Annotated in this window: 18 protein-coding genes; 8 read left to right on the top strand and 10 right to left on the bottom strand. The window is 72.6% G+C overall.

All coding sequences use genetic code 11. The features are described from left to right. Nucleotides 1-47 precede the first annotated feature (47 nt). Nucleotides 48-869 (top strand): DUF72 domain-containing protein, encoded by an 822-nt coding sequence (locus tag IEV65_RS00220; RefSeq protein WP_229735023.1) that lies wholly within the window; start codon nucleotides 48-50, stop codon nucleotides 867-869. Then, the gene (locus IEV65_RS00215) at nucleotides 866-1435 is read left to right on the top strand and encodes an SDR family NAD(P)-dependent oxidoreductase (RefSeq protein WP_188427628.1); all 570 of its coding nucleotides are present in this window, start codon (nucleotides 866-868) and stop codon (nucleotides 1433-1435) included. The genes IEV65_RS00220 and IEV65_RS00215 overlap by 4 nt, the downstream gene beginning before the upstream one ends. Here IEV65_RS00215 and IEV65_RS00210 read toward each other — a convergent pair. Together IEV65_RS00210 and IEV65_RS00205 are read right to left on the bottom strand one after the other, a co-directional pair. After that, a complete protein-coding gene (locus IEV65_RS00210; protein WP_188427627.1) occupies nucleotides 1432-1872 on the bottom strand; it encodes an SRPBCC family protein in 441 nt (146 codons plus the stop codon). The two genes, IEV65_RS00215 and IEV65_RS00210, sit on opposite strands and share 4 nt — an antisense overlap. A 19-nt stretch (nucleotides 1873-1891) precedes the next feature. Then, nucleotides 1892-3340 (bottom strand): phytoene desaturase family protein, encoded by a 1449-nt coding sequence (locus IEV65_RS00205; RefSeq protein WP_229734750.1) that lies wholly within the window; start codon nucleotides 3338-3340, stop codon nucleotides 1892-1894. Nucleotides 3341-3415: 75 nt separating this feature from the next. Between IEV65_RS00205 and IEV65_RS00200 the strand changes: the two genes are divergently transcribed. Beyond that, the gene (locus IEV65_RS00200; RefSeq protein ID WP_188427625.1) at nucleotides 3416-4402 is read left to right on the top strand and encodes an NAD-dependent epimerase/dehydratase family protein; all 987 of its coding nucleotides are present in this window, start codon (nucleotides 3416-3418) and stop codon (nucleotides 4400-4402) included. Between the two features lie 25 nt (nucleotides 4403-4427). Here IEV65_RS00200 and IEV65_RS00195 read toward each other — a convergent pair whose 3' ends face one another. Then, a complete protein-coding gene (locus IEV65_RS00195) occupies nucleotides 4428-5117 on the bottom strand; it encodes a response regulator (RefSeq protein WP_188427624.1) in 690 nt (229 codons plus the stop codon). Beyond that, complete coding sequence (locus IEV65_RS00190) at nucleotides 5114-6403, bottom strand: sensor histidine kinase (RefSeq protein ID WP_188427623.1); 1290 nt, start codon at nucleotides 6401-6403, stop codon at nucleotides 5114-5116. Before IEV65_RS00190 ends, IEV65_RS00195 begins: the two co-directional genes overlap by 4 nt. Before the next feature lie 134 nt (nucleotides 6404-6537). On the opposite strand from IEV65_RS00190, the gene IEV65_RS00185 reads away from it, so the two are divergent. From IEV65_RS00185 to IEV65_RS00175, 3 genes are read left to right on the top strand one after another with little or no spacing between them, the layout of a single operon-like run. Then, a complete protein-coding gene (locus tag IEV65_RS00185; RefSeq protein ID WP_188427622.1) occupies nucleotides 6538-7455 on the top strand; it encodes an ABC transporter ATP-binding protein in 918 nt (305 codons plus the stop codon). Further along, the gene (locus IEV65_RS00180) at nucleotides 7452-8273 is read left to right on the top strand and encodes an ABC transporter permease (protein ID WP_229734749.1); all 822 of its coding nucleotides are present in this window, start codon (nucleotides 7452-7454) and stop codon (nucleotides 8271-8273) included. Before IEV65_RS00185 ends, IEV65_RS00180 begins: the two co-directional genes overlap by 4 nt. A 46-nt stretch (nucleotides 8274-8319) precedes the next feature. Further along, on the top strand, nucleotides 8320-9240 hold the full coding sequence (locus tag IEV65_RS00175; protein ID WP_188427621.1) for a phosphotransferase family protein: 921 nt from the start codon (nucleotides 8320-8322) through the stop codon (nucleotides 9238-9240). 16 nt (nucleotides 9241-9256) lie between these two features. On the opposite strand, the gene IEV65_RS00170 is transcribed toward IEV65_RS00175, so the two are convergent. The 4 genes from IEV65_RS00170 to dnaK form a co-directional block, all read right to left on the bottom strand. Further along, complete coding sequence (locus tag IEV65_RS00170) at nucleotides 9257-9697, bottom strand: heat shock protein transcriptional repressor HspR (protein WP_188427620.1); 441 nt, start codon at nucleotides 9695-9697, stop codon at nucleotides 9257-9259. Nucleotides 9698-9700: 3 nt separating this feature from the next. Continuing rightward, nucleotides 9701-10717, bottom strand: a complete 1017-nt coding sequence (locus IEV65_RS00165) for a DnaJ C-terminal domain-containing protein (RefSeq protein ID WP_188427619.1) — start codon at nucleotides 10715-10717, stop codon at nucleotides 9701-9703. A 208-nt stretch (nucleotides 10718-10925) separates the two neighbouring features. Beyond that, nucleotides 10926-11609 (bottom strand): nucleotide exchange factor GrpE, encoded by a 684-nt coding sequence (locus tag IEV65_RS00160; RefSeq protein ID WP_188427618.1) that lies wholly within the window; start codon nucleotides 11607-11609, stop codon nucleotides 10926-10928. Beyond that, nucleotides 11606-13513: a molecular chaperone DnaK gene (gene dnaK, locus IEV65_RS00155; protein ID WP_188427617.1), complete on the bottom strand. Its 1908-nt coding sequence runs from the start codon at nucleotides 13511-13513 to the stop codon at nucleotides 11606-11608. Before dnaK ends, IEV65_RS00160 begins: the two co-directional genes overlap by 4 nt. Before the next feature lie 292 nt (nucleotides 13514-13805). On the opposite strand from dnaK, the gene IEV65_RS00150 reads away from it, so the two are divergent. Then, complete coding sequence (locus IEV65_RS00150) at nucleotides 13806-14291, top strand: SRPBCC family protein (protein ID WP_188427616.1); 486 nt, start codon at nucleotides 13806-13808, stop codon at nucleotides 14289-14291. 16 nt (nucleotides 14292-14307) lie between these two features. Here IEV65_RS00150 and IEV65_RS00145 read toward each other — a convergent pair whose 3' ends face one another. Continuing rightward, nucleotides 14308-14910, bottom strand: a complete 603-nt coding sequence (locus IEV65_RS00145; RefSeq protein ID WP_188427615.1) for a nucleosidase — start codon at nucleotides 14908-14910, stop codon at nucleotides 14308-14310. Nucleotides 14911-15001: 91 nt separating this feature from the next. On the opposite strand from IEV65_RS00145, the gene IEV65_RS00140 reads away from it, so the two are divergent. Beyond that, nucleotides 15002-15355, top strand: coding sequence for a hypothetical protein (locus tag IEV65_RS00140; RefSeq protein ID WP_188427614.1), 354 nt, complete (start codon nucleotides 15002-15004; stop codon nucleotides 15353-15355). A 6-nt stretch (nucleotides 15356-15361) separates the two neighbouring features. On the opposite strand, the gene IEV65_RS00135 is transcribed toward IEV65_RS00140, so the two are convergent. Then, nucleotides 15362-17743: an ATP-binding cassette domain-containing protein gene (locus tag IEV65_RS00135; protein ID WP_229734748.1), complete on the bottom strand. Its 2382-nt coding sequence runs from the start codon at nucleotides 17741-17743 to the stop codon at nucleotides 15362-15364. Nucleotides 17744-17751: the final 8 nt, after the last annotated feature.

Genomic DNA, 17751 nt, shown 5'->3' with positions numbered 1-17751 from the left:
TCGCCGCGCCCGGGTGCGCGGGCACGGCATACCGTCCAGGGGTGGGCCTGCACCCGGTGCGCATCGGCATCTCCGGCTGGCGCTACCGCCCGTGGCGCGGTGTCTTCTACCCGCCCGGGTTGCCGCAACGGCGAGAGCTGGAGCATGCCTCCCGGCTGCTCTCGACCATCGAGATCAACGGCTCCTTCTACAGCCTGCAGCGGCCCTCGAGCTATGAGCGGTGGGCGGCCGAGACGCCGGAGGACTTCGTCTTCTCGGTCAAGGGCCCGCGCTACATCACGCACATGCTGCGGCTGCGCGGTGCGCGCACGGCGCTGGCCAATTTCTTCGCCTCGGGCGTGCTCGCGCTGGGTCGCACGCTCGGGCCGGTCCTCTGGCAGCTGCCCGAGCGGCAGGCCTTTGACGAGGAGCAGCTCGAGGGGTTCTTCGCCGAGCTGCCCCGCTCCACGGGCGCCGCAGCCGAGCTGGCCCGCGAGCACGACGACAAGGTGGCGGGTCGGACCTGGCTGGAACCGGTCGAGGATCGTCCGCTCCGGCACGTCCTCGAGGTCAGGGGCGCCGGCTTCGCGGACGAGCCGCGCTACCTCCAGCAGCTGCGGCGCCACGGCATCGGCAACGTCGTCGCAGACACCGCGGGCCGCTGGCCGATGCTCCAGGACGTGACCGCGCCCGTCGTCTACGTGCGCCTCCACGGCGACACCGAGCTCTACGTCAGCGGCTACGGCGACGAGGCGCTGGGGCGCTGGGCCGAACGCGTGCGCCGGTGGCGCCAGGAGGCCGACGTCTACGTCTACTTCGACAACGACGTCAAGGTGCACGCGCCGTTCGACGCGTTGCGACTGGAGCACCTGCTCAGGGTGGGTCCGTGAGCGTCGTCGTGGTGACGGGCGGCGCGCGCGGCATCGGCGCCGCGCTGGTCCGCGCTCACCGGGCGCGCGGGGTCGTCCACTGCGTCGAGGCGGTCTACCCCCAGCTCCGGCAGCAGCGCGCCGGTCACCTGGTCCTCATGGGCTCGCTCGCGGGCATCCTGCCGGTGCCCGCCATGGTGCCGTACTCCGCCGTCAAGTCCGCCGTCGTCACCCTCGGCACGGCGCTGCGCGTCGAGGCGCGCCGGTATGACGTGCGCGTCACCGTCGTGGCGCCCGCCTTCGTCGACACCCCGCTCCTGGACCACATCAACCCCGGGCTGCCCGCGACCCGCGCCAACCGGGTCGGCGTGCGCCTGGTCCGCCAGCTGCAGGGGCGCCCCATGGATCCCGACGCCCTGGCGAGCCGGATCGTGCGCGCGCTGCCTCGAGACCCGGAGCTGATCCTCGCGCCCCGACCCATCGCCCAGGTCGCGGTGCTCGGCGAGCGCCTCGTGCCGGGGGTGGGACGCCGCGTCAGCGCCTTCTTCCTGCGGCGTTACCTGACGATGCGCGAGCCTGAGAGCTAGTCGGCCCTGCCCTCGGCGAGGTAGGCGAGCCGCCGCAGCGCCTCGACGTTGCGGACCTTGATGGGCACCTCCGCCGCGGGTCCGGGCAGCCAGGCCAGCGGTCCGCTGGACGGTGTCTCGGTCATCGTCACGGTGCACGCCTGCTCGCCCGAACGCTCGACGTCGAGCGACACGGTCGCCTCCCCGACCGGCCACAGGCGCGCCTGGAGGACCGCCCGCCGCGGCGGGTCCCACTCCAGGACGCTGGTCGAGTCGTCGATGAGGGCCGGCCAGACCCCGACCGAGTGGTGGATGCGCGCCCCGACGGCTGGCCACTTGTCGTCGACGGCGCGCATCCGCGAGGCGCCGACGACCCACACCGGGTAGAGCCAGCCGTTGGAGAGCACCGCGAAGACGGCCTCCGGAGGGGCCGAGATGAGCCTGGTGTTGACGGACATGAGGGCGCCTCCTGCGGGGTCACGGTGAGAGGTCCGGCTCCTGCCGGACGTCGAGGTCGTGTCGAAGAGCGGCGAGGGCGGCCCGCCACCCGCACACCCCGTGGACCCCCGGCCCCGGAGGTGTCGCGGAGGAGCAGAGGTAGACGCCCGCGAGCGGGGTCCGCCAGGGCGCCGGCGAGGGCACCGGCCGGGCCAGCAGCTGGGGCAGCCCCACGCTGCCCACCGCGATGTCGCCGCCGACGTAGTTGGGGTTGTAGCGCTCCAGGTCCTCGGCCGAGCGCGCGGACGAGGCGAGCACCACGTCGCGGAACCCCGGCGCAAACTCCTCGATACGCCGGGTCACCGTCTCGGTCGGGTCGAGGGAGGAGCCTGCCGGCACGTGCGTGTAGGCCCACAGCACGTGCTGGCCCTCCGGGGCTCGCGTCGGGTCGAAGGTGGTGGGCTGCGAGGCCAGCACGTAGGGCCGGACCGGCTGACGACCGTGCGCCACCGCCGCTTCGGCCGCCGCCATCTGCCCGCGCGACCCGCCCAGGTGCACCGTGCCGGCCCGTCCGAGGCCGGGGTCGGCCCAGGGCACCGGCCCGGAGAGCGCGTAGTCCACCTTCGCGGCCCCGCCGCCGTAGCGGTAGCGGCGCAGCCACGCGGCATACCGGCTCGGCAGACGGTCTCCGCCCAGGGCGAGCAGGGCGCGGGGGCTCACGTCGAGCATGGCGACGTCGGCGTCCTCGAGCTCGCCCAGGGAGGTGACCTCGTGACCGGTGACGGTCCGGGCCCCGTGCGCGACGGCGTCCGCGGCGAGGGCGTCGACGATCGCCTGGCTGCCGCCCACCGGCAGCGGCCACCCCTCGAGGTGGGCCAGCGCCGCCAGGACCAGCCCGGCCGCCGCCGTGCCCAGACCCGGCATCGGCTGGATCGGGTGCGCGAGGACGCCGGTCAGCAGCGCCGGAGCCTCTTCGGTCTGCCACCGCCTGTCCCACAGCACCGTGCCCTGGTCAAGGACCCGCAGCGCGAGCCGGGTCAGGCCCACCGGCCGCGCCGGCGGGCGCAGCGGTGAGTCCGACAGGAGCGCGGCGGCCAGCTCGGGGTCGTCCACGAACGGTGCGAAGAGCGACCGCCACGCCGGCCCGTCCGGCCCGAGACCGTCCGCCGTGCGCTCCAGGTCGCGCCAGGCGAGCACCGCCCGCCCCGCGTCGAGCCCGTGGGCGTAGGGGACGTCGGGGTCCACGAACGGGATCCGGTCGCGCAGCCCGAACCGGGTGAAGAAGGGCGAGGCGTAGGCGCTGGGGTGCACGGCCGAGCAGATGTCGTGCCGGAAGCCCGGCAGCGTGTCCTCCGCGGTCCGTGCGCCGCCGCCGATCGTGTCGTTGCGCTCGAGCACGGTGACGGCCACCCCCGCGCGGGCGAGCGTCACGGCCGCGGCCAGGCCGTTCGGCCCGGCCCCGACCACCACTGCGCTCGGGCTGCCCACGTCCCCGAGTATGGCAAGGGCGCCCCGGGCCCTCGCGGTGAACCGGCGGCGCGCTCCGCACGGCACCATGGGCCCATGCGTTATGCGATCACCGGAGCCACCGGCTTCGTCGGGGGCGTCCTGGCCCGTCAGCTCCGCGAGGCCGGTCACGACGTCGTCGCCCTGGTGCGCTCCCGGCAGCGGGCCGGGAGCCTCGAGCGCCTCGGGGTCGCGCTCGTCCAGGGCGACCTCGACGACGTCGGGGCGCTGGACGCGCTGCTGACCGGGGGTGAGGACGGCGGTGGCGTCGACGGGCTCTTCCACGTGGCCGGCTGGTACCAGATCGGCTCCCCGACGCCCGAGCTCGGGCACCAGGTCAATGTGGTCGGCACGCGCAACGTGCTCACCGCGGCGTTGCGGGCAGGGACACGCAAGGTCGTCCACACCAGCACGCTGGCGGTCAACTCCGACACCGGCGGCGCCGTGCGCGACGAGACCTACCGCCACCACGGCGAGCACCTGAGCGTCTACGACCGGACGAAGGCGCAGGCCCACCACATCGCCGACGAGCTGGTGGCCCAGGGGCTGCCTCTGGTCATCGTCATGCCGGGCGGCATCTACGGGCCGGGCGACACCTCACAGGTCGGCGGGTATGTCGCGCAGGTCGCCTCGGGCCGGCGTCCGCTGGTGCCGCGGCACGGGGGCACGCTGATGTGGGCGCACGTCGAGGACGTCGCTGCCGGACACCTGCTCGCGATGGAGCGGGGGCGGGTGGGCGAGTCCTACATGCTCGCCGGGGAGCCGGCCACCCTGGCCGAGCTGCTCGGGACGGTCGCCGACCTGGCCGGGACGAAGGGCCCGGTGCTGGTGCCCGAGACGGTGCTGCGGCTCGTCGGCCGGGTGCTCGGGCCGCTGGAGGGGCGCGTGCCGCTGTCCGGCCAGTACCACCCCGAGACGATGCGCGCGGCGCTGGCGTCCTACGTCGGGACGGCGGAGAAGGCGCGCGGCGAGCTGGGCTGGCGGTCCCGGGACCTGAGGGACGGCCTGCGCCAGACGATCACCGCGACGGACGTCCTCCCGTAGAGCAACGCTGCCCCGGGCGACGCCTCTAGCTCGCCGTCCCCTCCCCCGCGTCGTGGACGAGCAGGGCGACCTGGACGCGGTTGGAGAGCCCCAGCTTGGCGAGGATGCTCGAGACGTGCGCCTTGACCGTGGGCACGCCGAGGTAGAGCTGACGGGAGATGTCCGCGTTCGAACCTCCGCCCGCCACGGCCCTGGCCACCTCGAGCTCACGCTCGGTGAGGACGGCGAGGCGGTCCCTGGCCAGGCGTGCCCGGTCCTCCCGGCGGTCCCCCGCCGCTGGCATCGCCCCGGAGACCCGGTCGACGAGCAGGGCCGTCACCGACGGTGAGAGCGCATGGTCCCCCGCGGCCACCTCGTGGACCGCGGCGACCAGCCGGGGCGGCGGGGTGTCCTTGAGCACGAACCCCCGGGCGCCCGAGCGCAGCGCCTCCACCACGTGGTCGTCGGCGTCGAAGGTGGTCAGCACGAGCACCTTGGTCGAGGGGTAGGTCTCCAGCACCGCTCGCGTGGCGGCGAGCCCGTCCATCCTGGCCATCCGGATGTCCATGAGCACGACGTCGGGCCGGTGCCGCCCGACGAGCTCGACGGCCGTGTCGCCGTCGTCACCCTCGGCCACGACGTCGACGCCGTCGGGCCCGCCGAGCATCATCCGTAGACCCGCTCGCACCAGCGGGTCGTCGTCGACGATGACCACCCTGGGCCTGCCTGTGCTCATGCGTCCTCCCCTGTCACCGGCCACGGCAGCCGGACCAGCACGACGAACTCGGTGACCTCGACCCCGGCCCGGAAGGTGCCGCCGGCCAGCTGGGCCCGCTCGGCCATCCCGGTCAGCCCACGGCCGCTCTCCGGAAGCGTGCCGACGCGGTCAGGGACCACCCTGTTGCGGATCTCCACCGACAGTCCCTGCCCGGGCGCGCCGTGGATCTGCACCGTCACCGGCTGTTCCGGTGCGTGCTTGCGCGCGTTGGTCAGCGCCTCCTGCACGACCCGGTAGGCGTGCCGCCCCACCGTCGTCGGCAGCGACACCGAGCGCTGCCACAGGTCGGCGTCCGCCAGCAGGCGCACCTCCTGCCCGCTGCTGGTCACCTCCGCCACGAGGGAGGGTATGCCGCTCAGGCCCGGCTGGGGCGCCTCGACGGCGCCGACGACGCCTCCCCCGTCGGCGTCACCGTCCGTCCGCAGGACCCCCAGCACCTCGCGCAGCTCCTCCAGCGCCTGGTGCGTGCCGGCGCGCACCACCTCGGTGGCCTCCGCGCGCTCCTCCTCCGACAGGTCGGGTCGGTGGGCCAGGACGCCGGCGTGCATCGCGACGAGGGAGAGCCGGTGCGCCAGCACGTCGTGCATCTCCCGGGCGATCCGGGCGCGCTCCGCCAGCTGGGCCTGCGCCACCCGCGCGGCCTGTTCCCGGTTGGCGGTCTCGGCCTGCTGCCGCCAGCTCGCGACCAGCTCGCGACGCGAGCCGATGTTCCAGCCGATCAGCACGACGACGACGTAGAAGAGCGACACGAGGACCGCGTAGACCAGCCCGTCGAGGAGCGCGCCCTGGCCGGTGATGCTGTCCCGGAACTGTGCCGGCACCGTGACCTTGGCGACGGTGTGCTCGTGGACCAGACCCGCTGCGACGTTGAGCAGGCCGAGCCAGACCAGAGGCAGGAGCCGGCGCCGGGTGGCCAGGGAGAACACCACGAGGAAGGCCGCCGGCACACCCCACGCAGAGACGGTCGTCAGCGCCATCGTGACCACGGCGATCGCCACGGGCGCCCGCCGCCGGAACGCCGCCAGGACGAGGATCACGTGGCCCACGAGGAGGTCGAGCAGGATCAGCCCGAGGACGGCGTCCGTCTCCGGCGCCGACCCCGTCTCGGACGCCATCACCACCGGCGCGATGTAGATGAGGAAGAGGATCAGGCCGAGGACCCAGGCCATCGCGAGCCGCCAGGCGTTCTTCCACAGGGGCAGCCGCTCGAACTCCTCACGGGGAGGGACGTGCAGAGGCTGCACGGCACCCACCGCCCATCGGCCCCGGCACCCCCTACTTCGGTATGCCGTCGCGCCCCGAGCCGCAGACCAAGGACACCCGCGGCGCCGACCGACGACCGATGTGGGGGCAGGTCCGGCGGGACGAGGCTGGGTCCATGATCCAGATCGAGAACCTCACGAAACGCTACGGCTCCTTCACCGCCGTCGACGACATCACCTTCACCGCACGCCCCGGCCGGGTCACCGGCTTCCTCGGCCCCAACGGGGCGGGCAAGTCCACCGCGATGCGGATGCTGGTCGGGCTGACCGTGCCCAGCTCGGGCTCCGCCCTCGTGCTGGGCCGGCCCTACCGTTCTCTGCCGACGCCCGCCCGCCACGTGGGGGTCATGCTCGATGCCGCGGCGCAGCACGCCGGCCGGACCGGACGCGAGACGCTCGTCCTCGCGGCGGCGATGGCCGGGATGCCCCGCCACGCCGTCGACCGCGCGCTCGAGCGGGTGGGGCTCACGAGCCGCGAGGCCGAGCGTCGCGTCGGCAACTACTCGCTCGGGATGCGGCAGCGCCTCGGCCTGGCCGGCGCGCTGATCGGCGAGCCCCAGGTGCTCGTGCTCGACGAGCCCGCCAACGGGCTCGACCCCGCCGGGATCCGGTGGATGCGCGGGCTGCTGCGCGACTTCGCGGACCAGGGCGGAACGGTGCTGCTCAGCTCGCACCTGCTGCACGAGGTGGAGCAGGTGGCCCACGACATCGTGATGATCGGCGGCGGACGGATCGTGGCCGAGGGCACCCAGGAGGAGCTGCTCGCGGGCCACGGCCAGACCGTCGTGGGCACCCCCGAGGGTGAGCGTGCCCGCCTGGCTGCCGAGCTGCGCGGGGCGGGCCACCAGGTCGACCTGCGCGGCGAGGATCTGGTCACCAACGCCACCAGGGCGCAGGTGGCCCGGATCGCCCTCACGGCCGGGGTCCCCGTGACCCACCTGGCGGAGAGCTCCGCGGGCCGGCTGGAGGAGATGTTCCTCCAGCTCACCGCCGACCAGGCCCGCCAGGAGCGCACCGAGGAGGTCTCGGCATGAGCGCCACCTCCGAGCTCACCCGGCCGGGCGCACCAGGGACGGGCGCGACGGCATACCTCCCGCAGATCGAGGACGTGCCGGCGCTGTCCTTCACCCGCCTGGTCGGGGTCGAGCTGCGCAAGCTCGTCGACACCCGCACCGGACGCTGGCTGCTGATCACGATCCTGCTCCTCACCGCGGCGGTCATGGCCGTGACGCTCTGGATCGGACGGCAGGACGGCACCGGGCTTTTCGCGCTGCTCACCGCGGCCAACATCCCCCAGGCCGTGCTGCTCCCGGTCCTGGGCGTCATCACCGCGGCCAACGAGTGGAGCCAGCGGACGGCTCTGGTGACCTTCACCCAGGAGCCGCGACGGCTGCGGGTCATGGGCGCCAAGACGGTCGCCGTCGTCCTGCTCGGCCTGGCGATCCTGCTCGTCACCGTCCTGCTCGCCGTCGTCGCCCACGTGGTCTCGATGACGCGCGCAGGAGGCGAGGTCGACCTGTGGCACGGCTGGTCGCTCGTGGTCGGCGCGGTCGTCCTGCAGACGCTCGGCGTCCTCATGGGCGTGGCCTTCGGCACCCTGCTGCTCAACGTGCCGCTGGGGATCGTGCTCTACTTCCTCACCCCGACCGTGGCGTCGGTGCTCGTCGTGACCACCTCGTGGCTGCGCGAGCACGCCGCGTGGTTCGAGCTCGGGACCGCTCAGCTGCCGCTGATCGGGGACGGGTGGATGACGGGCGAGCAGTGGGCCCAGCTCGGCACCACCAGCGCGCTGTGGATCGGGCTGCCCCTGGCGATCGGCTGCTGGCGGGTGGCGCGTCGCGAGGTGAAGTGACGCGAGAATGACTCGGGTCACCCGCCCCCTGCCCGGAGAGCCAGACATGGAAGTCGACACCGACCGGTCACCCACGGCGCTGCGTACCACCGCCCGCGGCACGGCCGCCCTCGGCACGCTGTGGACGCGCCTGGGGCTGCCGCCCGACGAGCCCGAGGTGCTGGCCAACCGCGGTTCCCTCATGGTGCGGCTGCCGAGGGCAGGGGTCGTGGCCCGCGTGTCGACCCATACGGGTGCACAGCGGCGGGCACCGGGCCTGTGGCTGACCACGGAGGTGGCGGTGGGTCGGGTGGCCCACGCGGCGGGCGCTCCCGTGGTGGCCCCGGCCGACCACCTCGGGATCGACGCCGGGCCGCACGAGGTCGACGGGCTCTGGATGTCTCTGTGGACCGACGTGGGCGGCGGCAGGGGCGTCCGTCCCGGTCCCGAGGAGACGGGCGCCGCCCTGGCGGCGTGGCACGCCGCTCTCGACGGCGCGGGGAGCGACCTGCCGCAACTCCCGGCCGGGCGGGAGCTCATCACCGAGGCGCTCCACCACTCACGCCGGGGCGGCGTGCTCTCCGCACGGGAGCACGCCGCCCTGACGCACGAGCATCTCGACGCCCTGGAGCAGACGGTCGGCCGCGGCACCGACGAGGTGGTCCTCCACGGTGACGCCCACCGGGGCAACCTGCTCCGCGACCGCGACGGGCGGTGGGTCTGGAACGACCTCGAGGAGTCCTGCCGCGGGCCGGTCGAGTGGGACCTCGCCGTCCTCTCCCGCAGTCCCACGCCGGATCTCGGCGCGCAGGCGTTGAGGGCCTACTGCAGGGCGAGCGGGCGCCCGGAGCCCTCCGCGGAGGAGCTGGCGCCGTGGCTGCGGCTGCGTGAGCTGGAGGCCGGCGCGTGGACGCTCGGCTGCGCGGTGACCTTCCCCGAGCGGTATGCCGCGCCCGCGCGCGCCTTCCTCGAGCGCGTGCTCGGCTGAGCGCGAGGCGCCGCGGTCAGTCGGTGAACGGCCAGCCCGGGGGGCGCCACAGCGCCAGCGCGGTGCTGCCGGGGCGCTGACCGGGCCGCCGCCCCGCGGGCATGGGGACGACCTCGCCGCCGACCCCGGCGGCGAAGACACGACGCCCCTGGCCGACGCGGTTGCGCAGCTGCTCGTTCTCGGTGAGGACCTGGCTGAGCCGCGAGCGCAGGGCCGCCACCTGGTTCTCGAGGTCGAGGATGCGCTGGATCCCGGCCAGGCTCACGCCCTCGCCCGAGAGCCGCTGCACCTCGCGGAGCCGGTCGACGTCGTGGGAGGAGTAGCGCCGACCGCCGCCACGGGTGCGCGAGGGCACCACGAGACCGAGCCGGTCGTACTGCCGCAGGGTCTGCGCGTGCATCCCGGCCAGCTCGGCCGCGACCGAGATGACGTAGACGGGGGTGTCACGGTCGAGCATGGGTCACCCCCGCGCGCGGCGCATCAGGTCGGCGCGCGGGTCGTGCCCCTCGTCCTCGGCCTGCAGCGCCTCGACCGCCTCGCGGGCCTTGTCCGACAGCTTCTGCGGGACGACCACCTGGACCCGCGCGAGCAGGTCTCCGGTCGCCTTGCTGGTCGCGATACCGCGGCCCTTCACGCGCAGCACCCGGCCCGACGGCGTGCCGGGCGCGACGCGCACCTTCACGGTGCCACCGTCCAGGGTCGGCACGGGCACGGTGGCGCCGAGGGCGGCCTCGGCGAAGGTGACGGGCACGTCGACGGTGAGGTTGTCGCCGTCGCGGCCGAAGACCGGGTGCGGGGTCACCGTGACGTTGAGGAACATGTCGCCGGGCTCCCCGCCCTGCACCGGTGAGGGCATGCCCTTGCCGCGCAGCCGGATCTTCTGGCCGTCCTTGACGCCCGCCGGGATGCGGGTGGTGATGCGCCCGCCGTCGGGGCTGCTCAGCGTCACGGTGTCGCCGTGCGCGGCAGCGGTGAAGTCGATCGTGGTGCGGGCCTGCACGTCCTGGCCACGCGGCATACCGCCGCGAGCGCCCCCGAAGCCGCCCGGGAAACCCTGCCCGCCCTGCTGGAACCCGCCGCCACCGCCGAAGGCGCCGAGCAGGTCCTCGAGGTCGATCCCGCCGCCCCCGGTGCCGAAGCGCACGTTCTGCGCGCCCCCGCCCCCGCCGAACATCTGGGCGAAGACGTCCTCGAAGCCGCCGGCCCCGCCGGGGCCGCCGCCCGCCTGGAAGCGCGCACCGCCGCCCATGGCGCGGATGGCGTCGTACTGCTTGCGCTGCTCGGGGTCGGAGAGGACGGCGTACGCCTCGCCGATGTCCTTGAACTTCTGCTCCGCCGCCTTGTCCCCCGGCTTGGAGTCGGGGTGCCAGTCGCGCGCGAGCTTGCGGTAGGTCTTCTTCAGCGTCTTGGCGTCGACGTCCTTGGGGACGCCGAGGATCGCGTAGAAGTCCTTCTCCATCCAGTCCTGGCTGACCATCCGGTCCTCACCTCCTCGGGGTGGTGGTCTGCTGTCTTGTGGTGTGCGGTCGGCCGCCCCCTCCGACCGAGCGTCTCAAGTGGTTGCCGTGGGGCCCACCGGACGCGTGATGTGGTGGCTGGAGCAACCACATCACGCGCCCGGTCCTCACTGAGCCAACCACACGAGACGCTCGGTCGCGGAGGGGCAGACGCGCGGTCGGGCGTGGTCAGGCGGGGTCGGCGACCGCGACGCGCGCGGGCCGGACGACCTGGTCGCCGATCTTGAAGCCCGGCTGCATGACCTGCACGATCGTCATCTCCGTCGCGCCCTCGGGGATCTCGACGCCCGGGCTGTCGGCCGGGACGTGCATGAGCGCCTCGTGGACGGTCGGGTCGAAGACCTCGCCGACGTGACCGACCCGCTCGACACCGAACCGGCCGAGAGCCTGCTCCAGCTTGTCGGCGATGGCGGCGAAAGGGCTGCCCTCGGAGATGTCGCCGTGCTCGCGGGCCGAGTGGATGTCGTCCAGCACGGGCAGGAGGGCCTCGACGACAGCGCCCGTGGCCCGACCGCGGTCCGCCTCCCGCTCGCGCTGGGTGCGGTTGCGGAAGTTGACGAACTCCGCCTGCATCCGGCGCATCTCCTCCAGACGCTCCGCCGCGAGGGCGGTGTCCGGGTGCGGCTCGCCCGCGGCGCCCGGCAGGGCGTCACCGACGTCGCCGCCGAAGCTGCTGTCCGACTCGGCGCCGGAGGCCTCGTGGGGCTCGGGCTGGTGGTCGGCCGGCTTGCGCACCTCACCGGTCTCGGGGTCGATGACCCGCTTGTCGCGGATCACCGGGCCCCGCCCGGCGGCCTCCTCCTCGCGTCGAGGATCCTGGGGGCCGCCGGGGGTGGCGTGGGTGTCCGTCACTTGGTGTCCTCGTCGTCGACGACCTCGGCGTCGACCACGTCGTCAGCGGAGCCGGAGCTGGGGCCGTCGGTGTTGATGTCGGCCGCCCCGGTGCCGTCCGCGAAGCCCGCACCCGCACCGGCGCCGGCGTCCGCCGACTGCTGCGCGGCATACAGGGCCGAGCCCATCTTCTGCGACTCGGTGGAGAGGGTCTCCATCTTCGCCTTGATGTCGTCGAGCGAGGTGCCCTCGGACTTCAGCGCGTCCTTGAGGTCGGCGAGGGCGGTGTCGACCGGGCCGCGGGCGTCCGCGGGGACCTGGTCGCCGGAGTCCGCGAGGAACTTCTCGGTGGAGTAGACCAGCTGCTCCGCGGTGTTGCGCGTCTCCGTCTCCTCCTTGCGCTTCTTGTCCTCCTCGGCGTGCGCCTCGGCGTCCTTGATCATCCGCTCGATCTCGTCCTTCGGCAGGGCCGAGCCGCCGGAGATCGTCATCGACTGCTCCTTGCCGGTGCCACGGTCCTTGGCGGACACGTGCACGATGCCGTTGGCGTCGATGTCGAAGGTGACCTCGATCTGCGGGACGCCGCGAGGAGCCGGGGCGATGCCGGTCAGCTCGAAGTTGCCGAGCAGCTTGTTGTGCGCCGCGATCTCGCGCTCACCCTGGTAGACCTGGATGCCGACCGACGGCTGGTTGTCGCTGGCCGTGGTGAAGACCTCCGAACGCTTGGTCGGGATGGCCGTGTTGCGCTCGATGAGGCGGGTCATGATGCCGCCCTGGGTCTCGATGCCCAGGCTCAGCGGGGTGACGTCGATGAGCAGGACGTCCTTGCGGTCACCCTTGAGGACACCGGCCTGCAGGGCCGCGCCGACGGCGACGACCTCGTCCGGGTTGACGCCCTTGTTGGGCTCCTGGCCACCGGTCATCTTCTTGACGAGGTCGGCGACGGCCGGCATACGCGTGGAGCCGCCGACCAGGACGACGTGGTCGATGTCCTGGACGGAGATGCCCGCGTCCTTGATGACCTGGTCGAAGGGCGCCTTCGTGCGCTCGAGCAGGTCGGAGGTCATCTGCTCGAACTGCGCGCGGGTCAGGGTCTCGTCCAGGTGGACGGGACCGTTCTCACCCATCGAGAGGTACTGCAGGTTGATGTTGGTGCTGGTCGAGGAGCTGAGCTCCTTCTTGGCCTGCTCGGCGGCGTCCTTGAGGCGCTGCAGGGCGATCTTGTCCTTGGCCAGGTCGACGCCGGACTGGTTCTTCACGGTCGTGACCAGGTGGTCGATGATCCGCTGGTCCCAGTCGTCACCACCGAGCTTGTTGTCGCCGTGCGTGGCGCGGACCTGGATGGTCGCGAAGCCGTCCTCGGGGTCTTTGCCGACCTCGAGCAGGGAGACGTCGAAGGTGCCGCCACCGAGGTCGAAGACGAGGATGAGCTCGTCCTCCTTGCCCTTGTCCAGGCCGTAGGCCAGGGCGGCCGCGGTCGGCTCGTTGACGATGCGCAGGACGTTGAGGCCCGCGATCTCGCCGGCGTCCTTGGTGGCCTGACGCTCGGCGTCGTCGAAGTAGGCAGGGACGGTGATGACCGCGTCGGTCACCGGCTCGCCCAGGTAGGCCTCCGCGTCCCGCTTGAGCTTCATCAGCGTGCGGGCGCTGATCTCCTGGGAGGTGTAGGTCTTGCCGTCGATGTCCTGGGTCTTCCAGTCGGTGCCCATGTGGCGCTTGACCGAGCGGATGGTCCGGTCGACGTTGGTGACGGCCTGGCGCTTGGCGATCTCGCCGACCAGGACCTCACCGTTCTTGGCGAAGCTGACGACGGACGGGGTGGTGCGACCGCCCTCGGCGTTCGCGATGATCTCGGGCTCACCACCGGTGAGGACGGCGACCGCCGAGTTGGTGGTGCCGAGGTCGATGCCGACTGCACGTCCCATGCGGGTTCTCCTTTGGTATGCGGTGCATCTCGCCCGCCCGGGACGGACGAGTGAGTGAGGTTGACACGTCTGCACTCAACCCTGTGCCCGGACCCCGACGTTGTCAAGTTGGGGCTCACTGAAGTTGAGTTCACCAGACTCAACGTTGACGCGTGTCGTCCTGTTCCACCTGGGCCTGTCATCCGACGAGTTAGCGGGACCTGTGGCGTCTTGCCGATACGTCGGTTCGCAGGTCATGAGCCCCTCCCCCGCCAGGTCGAGCAAGAACCTACAGCTGCCTAGAGTGATGGCCATGGTTGCCAGCGACGAGCTCACGTTCAGCGACAGCATCGTCGTAGACGCTCCCCCTGCGGCGGTGTATGCCGTGGTCAGTGACGTCACGCGGACCGGAGAGTGGTCCCCGGTGTGCCGTCGTGCGGAATGGGAGGACCCCGCCCGGACCGGCGAGGGCGCCCGCTTCCTCGGGCACAACGACGACGGCACTCGCGAGTGGACGACCACGTCGACGGTGGTGGCCGCGCGACCGGGTGAGGAGTTCACCTGGGAGGTCGGTCAGAGCTACGTGCGGTGGAGCTACCTGATGCGACCCGCCGAGGACGGGTCCGGCACGGTGCTCACCCACGCGTGGGAGGTGCTGCCGGCACTCCACGGGATGTATGCCGACAAGTACGGCGACGAGGCCGCCGCGGTGCTGGCGCGCCGCACGGAGTCGGCCCATGCCAGCATCCCCAGCACGCTCGCCGTGATCAAGGAGATCGTGGAGCGCGACGCCGGCTGACCCGGCACCTGCTGCCCTACCTCTTCTGGTCTCGGTCGGCCGGCAGGTGCTCGTGCACCCACTCCGCCAGGAGCCGCGCGCACGCGTCGACGCCCTCTACCCAGGTCCTGGCCGCCTCCTCGTCGGCGGTGTCCGACACGTGCTTCACCAGCCGCACCGGCACCCCGGCCGCGCGAGCGGCCGCGGCCACGGCATACCCCTCCATGTCGACAAGGTCAGCGACCCGGGCGACCCGCGCCCGCTCCTCGCCCCCGGCGACGAACCTGTCGCCCGTGGCCAGCACGAGGCCCGGCTCCGCACGGACGGGCAGGTCGACCGGAGGGCCGTCGCTGCGGCCGGTCACCGCGAGCACACCCTCGTGGTCGAAGTCGTGCTGGACGACCCGGCAGATCTCGTGGGTGCCCTCGACGCCCCCGCGCAGACCCCCGGCGGTGCCGACGTTGACGATCTGGGCGGGTGCGGGCCCGGACGCCAGAAGGCGCGCCACCGCGACAGCCGCACGGACCTTGCCCACGCCCGTGACCAGCACCGGGTGCTCGACCACGAAGTGACGCGCCTCCTGCTCGAGGGCTACCACGATGAGGGTGGAGGACGGGGTCACGGTGCCGGCGAGCTGCATACCGGGACGCTATCCCGCGGTCGCGCAGGCGCCCACAAGCACCTCGCGCAGGAGTAGGTTTCGTCCAGGACCTACGAGAGAGGGACCGAACATGGCTGACCTGCGACGACGCGTCCGCGGGGCAGGGCTGGGCCTGGTGGCCGTCGGCGCCGCGGTCCTCCTCTCCGGATGCCTGGGTGACCTTCCCGTCGATCCTTCCGTCGCGCCCATCGAAGTGGTCGTGGACGGCTGCCGGCTCAACCTCGCCACGGTGGAGAACGGCACGCACGGGATCGCGGTCGTGGGGCCGGGGTCGGTGGAGGTCACCGGCCCGGGGCGCGAGGACGCCGAGCCCTTCGTGGGTCAGGGCGAGTTCGACACCTCGACCGGGACCTACACGATCACCTGTCTCGCCGAGGACGGCTCGCGGTTGGGCTCGGCCACCCTGGTCTCCTCCGCCGGCTGAGACCGGTCAGGCCTGCGCGACCGGCGCGGCGGCGACATACTCCGCGAGGTGCTGGCCGGTCAGGGTGGAGCGCGACGCCACCAGCTCGGCGGGGGTGCCCTCGAAGACGACACGGCCGCCGTCATGGCCGGCCCCGGGGCCGAGGTCGATGATCCAGTCGGCATGGGCCATGACGGCCTGGTGGTGCTCGATGACGACGACGGACCGGCCGCCGTCGACCAGGCGGTCGAGCAGGCCGAGCAGGTTCTCGACGTCGGCGAGGTGCAGGCCGGTGGTCGGCTCGTCGAGGATGTAGACCTCGCCCTTCTCACCCATCTGCGCCGCCAGCTTGAGCCGCTGCCGCTCGCCGCCGGAGAGGGTCGTCAGCGGCTGGCCGAGGGTGACGTAGCCGAGCCCGACGTCCTCGAGCCGAACCAGGATCTTGTGCGCCGCGGGGATGCGGGCCTCGCCCTCGGCGAAGAAGTCCTCCGCCTCGGCGACCGGCATGGCCAGGACCTCGGCGATGTCCTTGCCGCCGAAGGTGTACTCCAGCACCGAGGCCTGGAAGCGGCGGCCCTCGCACTCGTCGCAGGTGGTGGCGACGCCGGCCATCATCGCCAGGTCGAGGTAGACCACGCCTGCGCCGTTGCAGGTCGGGCAGGCGCCCTCGGAGTTGGGGCTGAACAGCGCCGGCTTGACGCCGTTGGCCTTGGCGAAGGCCTTGCGGATCGGCTCGAGGAGGCCGGTGTAGGTCGCCGGGTTGGAGCGGCGCGACCCCTTGATCGCGGCCTGGTCGATGACGACCACGCCGTCGGTCCGCGCCAGCGAGCCGTGGATGAGCGAGCTCTTGCCGCTGCCAGCGACCCCGGTCACCGCGACGAGCACGCCTGTGGGCACGTCGACGTCCACGTCGCGCAGGTTGTTGGCGGACGCGCCGCGGATCTCAAGCGCGCCCGTGGGCGTGCGCACCTCCTCCTTGAGGCGGGCGCGGTCGTCGAGGTGGCGCCCGGTGAGGGTGCCGCTGGAGCGCAGCCCCTCGACCGTCCCCTCGTAGACCACCTCGCCCCCACCCGTTCCGGCGCCGGGGCCGAGGTCCACGACGTGGTCGGCCACCGCGATCATCTCCGGCTTGTGCTCGACGACGAGGACCGTGTTGCCCTTGTCGCGCAGCCGCTGCAGCAGGGTGTTCATGCGCTGTATGTCGTGCGGGTGCAGCCCGATCGAGGGCTCGTCGAAGACGTAGGTGACGTCGGTCAGCGACGACCCGAGGTGCCGGATCATCTTGGTGCGCTGCGCCTCGCCGCCGGACAGCGTGCCCGCCGGCCGGTCGAGCGAGAGGTAGCCCAGCCCGATCTCCACGAACGAGTCCAGGGTCTCCCGCAGGCCCTGCAGCAGGGGCGCCACCGAGGGCTCGTCGAGCCCTGCGACCCACTGGGCCAGGTCGCTGATCTGCATCCGGCAGGCGTCGGCGATGGAGATGCCACGGATCTTCGAGGAGCGGGCGGCCTCGTTCAGCCGGGTGCCGTCGCAGTCCGGGCAGGGCGCGAAGGTCACCGCGCGGTCGACGAAGGCGCGGATGTGCGGCTGCATCGCCTCGCGGTCCTTGGACAGCATCGACTTCTGGATGCGGGGTATGACGCCCTCGTAGGTGATGTTGATCCCGTCGACCTTGATCTTGGTCGGCTCCTTGAAGAGCAGGTCGGCGCGCTCCTTCTTCGTGTAGCGCTTGATGGGCTTGTCCGGGTCGAAGAAGCCGCTGCCCATGAAGATGCGGCCGTACCAGCCCTCCATGCTGTAGCCGGGGATCGTGAGCGCGCCCTCGCGCAGCGACTTCTCCTCGTCGTAGATGGCGGTGTAGTCGAAGTCGGTGACGTTGCCGGTGCCCTCGCAGCGCGGGCACATGCCGCCCTGGATGCTGAACTCCCGGCGCTCCTTGACCTCCTCCCCGTGCTTGGTCACGGTCACCGCGCCCGCGCCGGAGATCGAGGCGACGTTGAACGAGAACGCCTTGGCGCCGCCGATGTGCGGCTCGCCGAGCCGGCTGAAGAGGATCCGCAACATCGCGTTGACGTCGGTCGCCGTCCCCACGGTGGAGCGGATGTTGGCGCCCATCCGCTCCTGGTCGACGATGATCGCGGTCGTCAGACCCTCGAGGTGGTCGACGTCCGGCCGGGCCAGCGTCGGCATGAAGCCCTGCACGAACGTCGAGTAGGTCTCGTTGATCATCCGCTGCGACTCGGCGGCGATGGTGGCGAAGACCAGCGAGCTCTTGCCGGACCCCGACACCCCGGTGAAGGCGGTCAGCCGCCGCTTGGGCAGCTCCACGCTCACGTCCTTGAGGTTGTTCTCCCGAGCCCCCTGGACGCGGATGAGGTCGTGGCTGTCTGCGGTATGCCGTGCGCTGCTCACCCGCGTGA

Source organism: Ornithinimicrobium tianjinense (genome assembly GCF_014636495.1).
Lineage (GTDB): Bacteria > Actinomycetota > Actinomycetes > Actinomycetales > Dermatophilaceae > Ornithinicoccus > Ornithinicoccus tianjinensis.
Note: the sequence above shows the minus strand (reverse complement) of the source record. Positions and strands in the feature narration are given on the sequence as shown.

Coding starts and splice junctions, on each gene's coding strand:
- IEV65_RS00210 (WP_188427627.1), bottom strand. CDS start 1,872: ATGTCCGTCAACACCAGGCTCATCTCGGCCCCTCCGGAGGCCGTCTTC.
- IEV65_RS00180 (WP_229734749.1), top strand. CDS start 7,452: ATGAGCGCCACCTCCGAGCTCACCCGGCCGGGCGCACCAGGGACGGGC.
- IEV65_RS00150 (WP_188427616.1), top strand. CDS start 13,806: ATGGTTGCCAGCGACGAGCTCACGTTCAGCGACAGCATCGTCGTAGAC.
- IEV65_RS00195 (WP_188427624.1), bottom strand. CDS start 5,117: ATGAGCACAGGCAGGCCCAGGGTGGTCATCGTCGACGACGACCCGCTG.
- IEV65_RS00170 (WP_188427620.1), bottom strand. CDS start 9,697: ATGCTCGACCGTGACACCCCCGTCTACGTCATCTCGGTCGCGGCCGAG.
- IEV65_RS00175 (WP_188427621.1), top strand. CDS start 8,320: ATGGAAGTCGACACCGACCGGTCACCCACGGCGCTGCGTACCACCGCC.
- IEV65_RS00185 (WP_188427622.1), top strand. CDS start 6,538: ATGATCCAGATCGAGAACCTCACGAAACGCTACGGCTCCTTCACCGCC.
- dnaK (WP_188427617.1), bottom strand. CDS start 13,513: ATGGGACGTGCAGTCGGCATCGACCTCGGCACCACCAACTCGGCGGTC.
- IEV65_RS00165 (WP_188427619.1), bottom strand. CDS start 10,717: ATGGTCAGCCAGGACTGGATGGAGAAGGACTTCTACGCGATCCTCGGC.
- IEV65_RS00145 (WP_188427615.1), bottom strand. CDS start 14,910: ATGCAGCTCGCCGGCACCGTGACCCCGTCCTCCACCCTCATCGTGGTA.
- IEV65_RS00140 (WP_188427614.1), top strand. CDS start 15,002: ATGGCTGACCTGCGACGACGCGTCCGCGGGGCAGGGCTGGGCCTGGTG.
- IEV65_RS00200 (WP_188427625.1), top strand. CDS start 3,416: ATGCGTTATGCGATCACCGGAGCCACCGGCTTCGTCGGGGGCGTCCTG.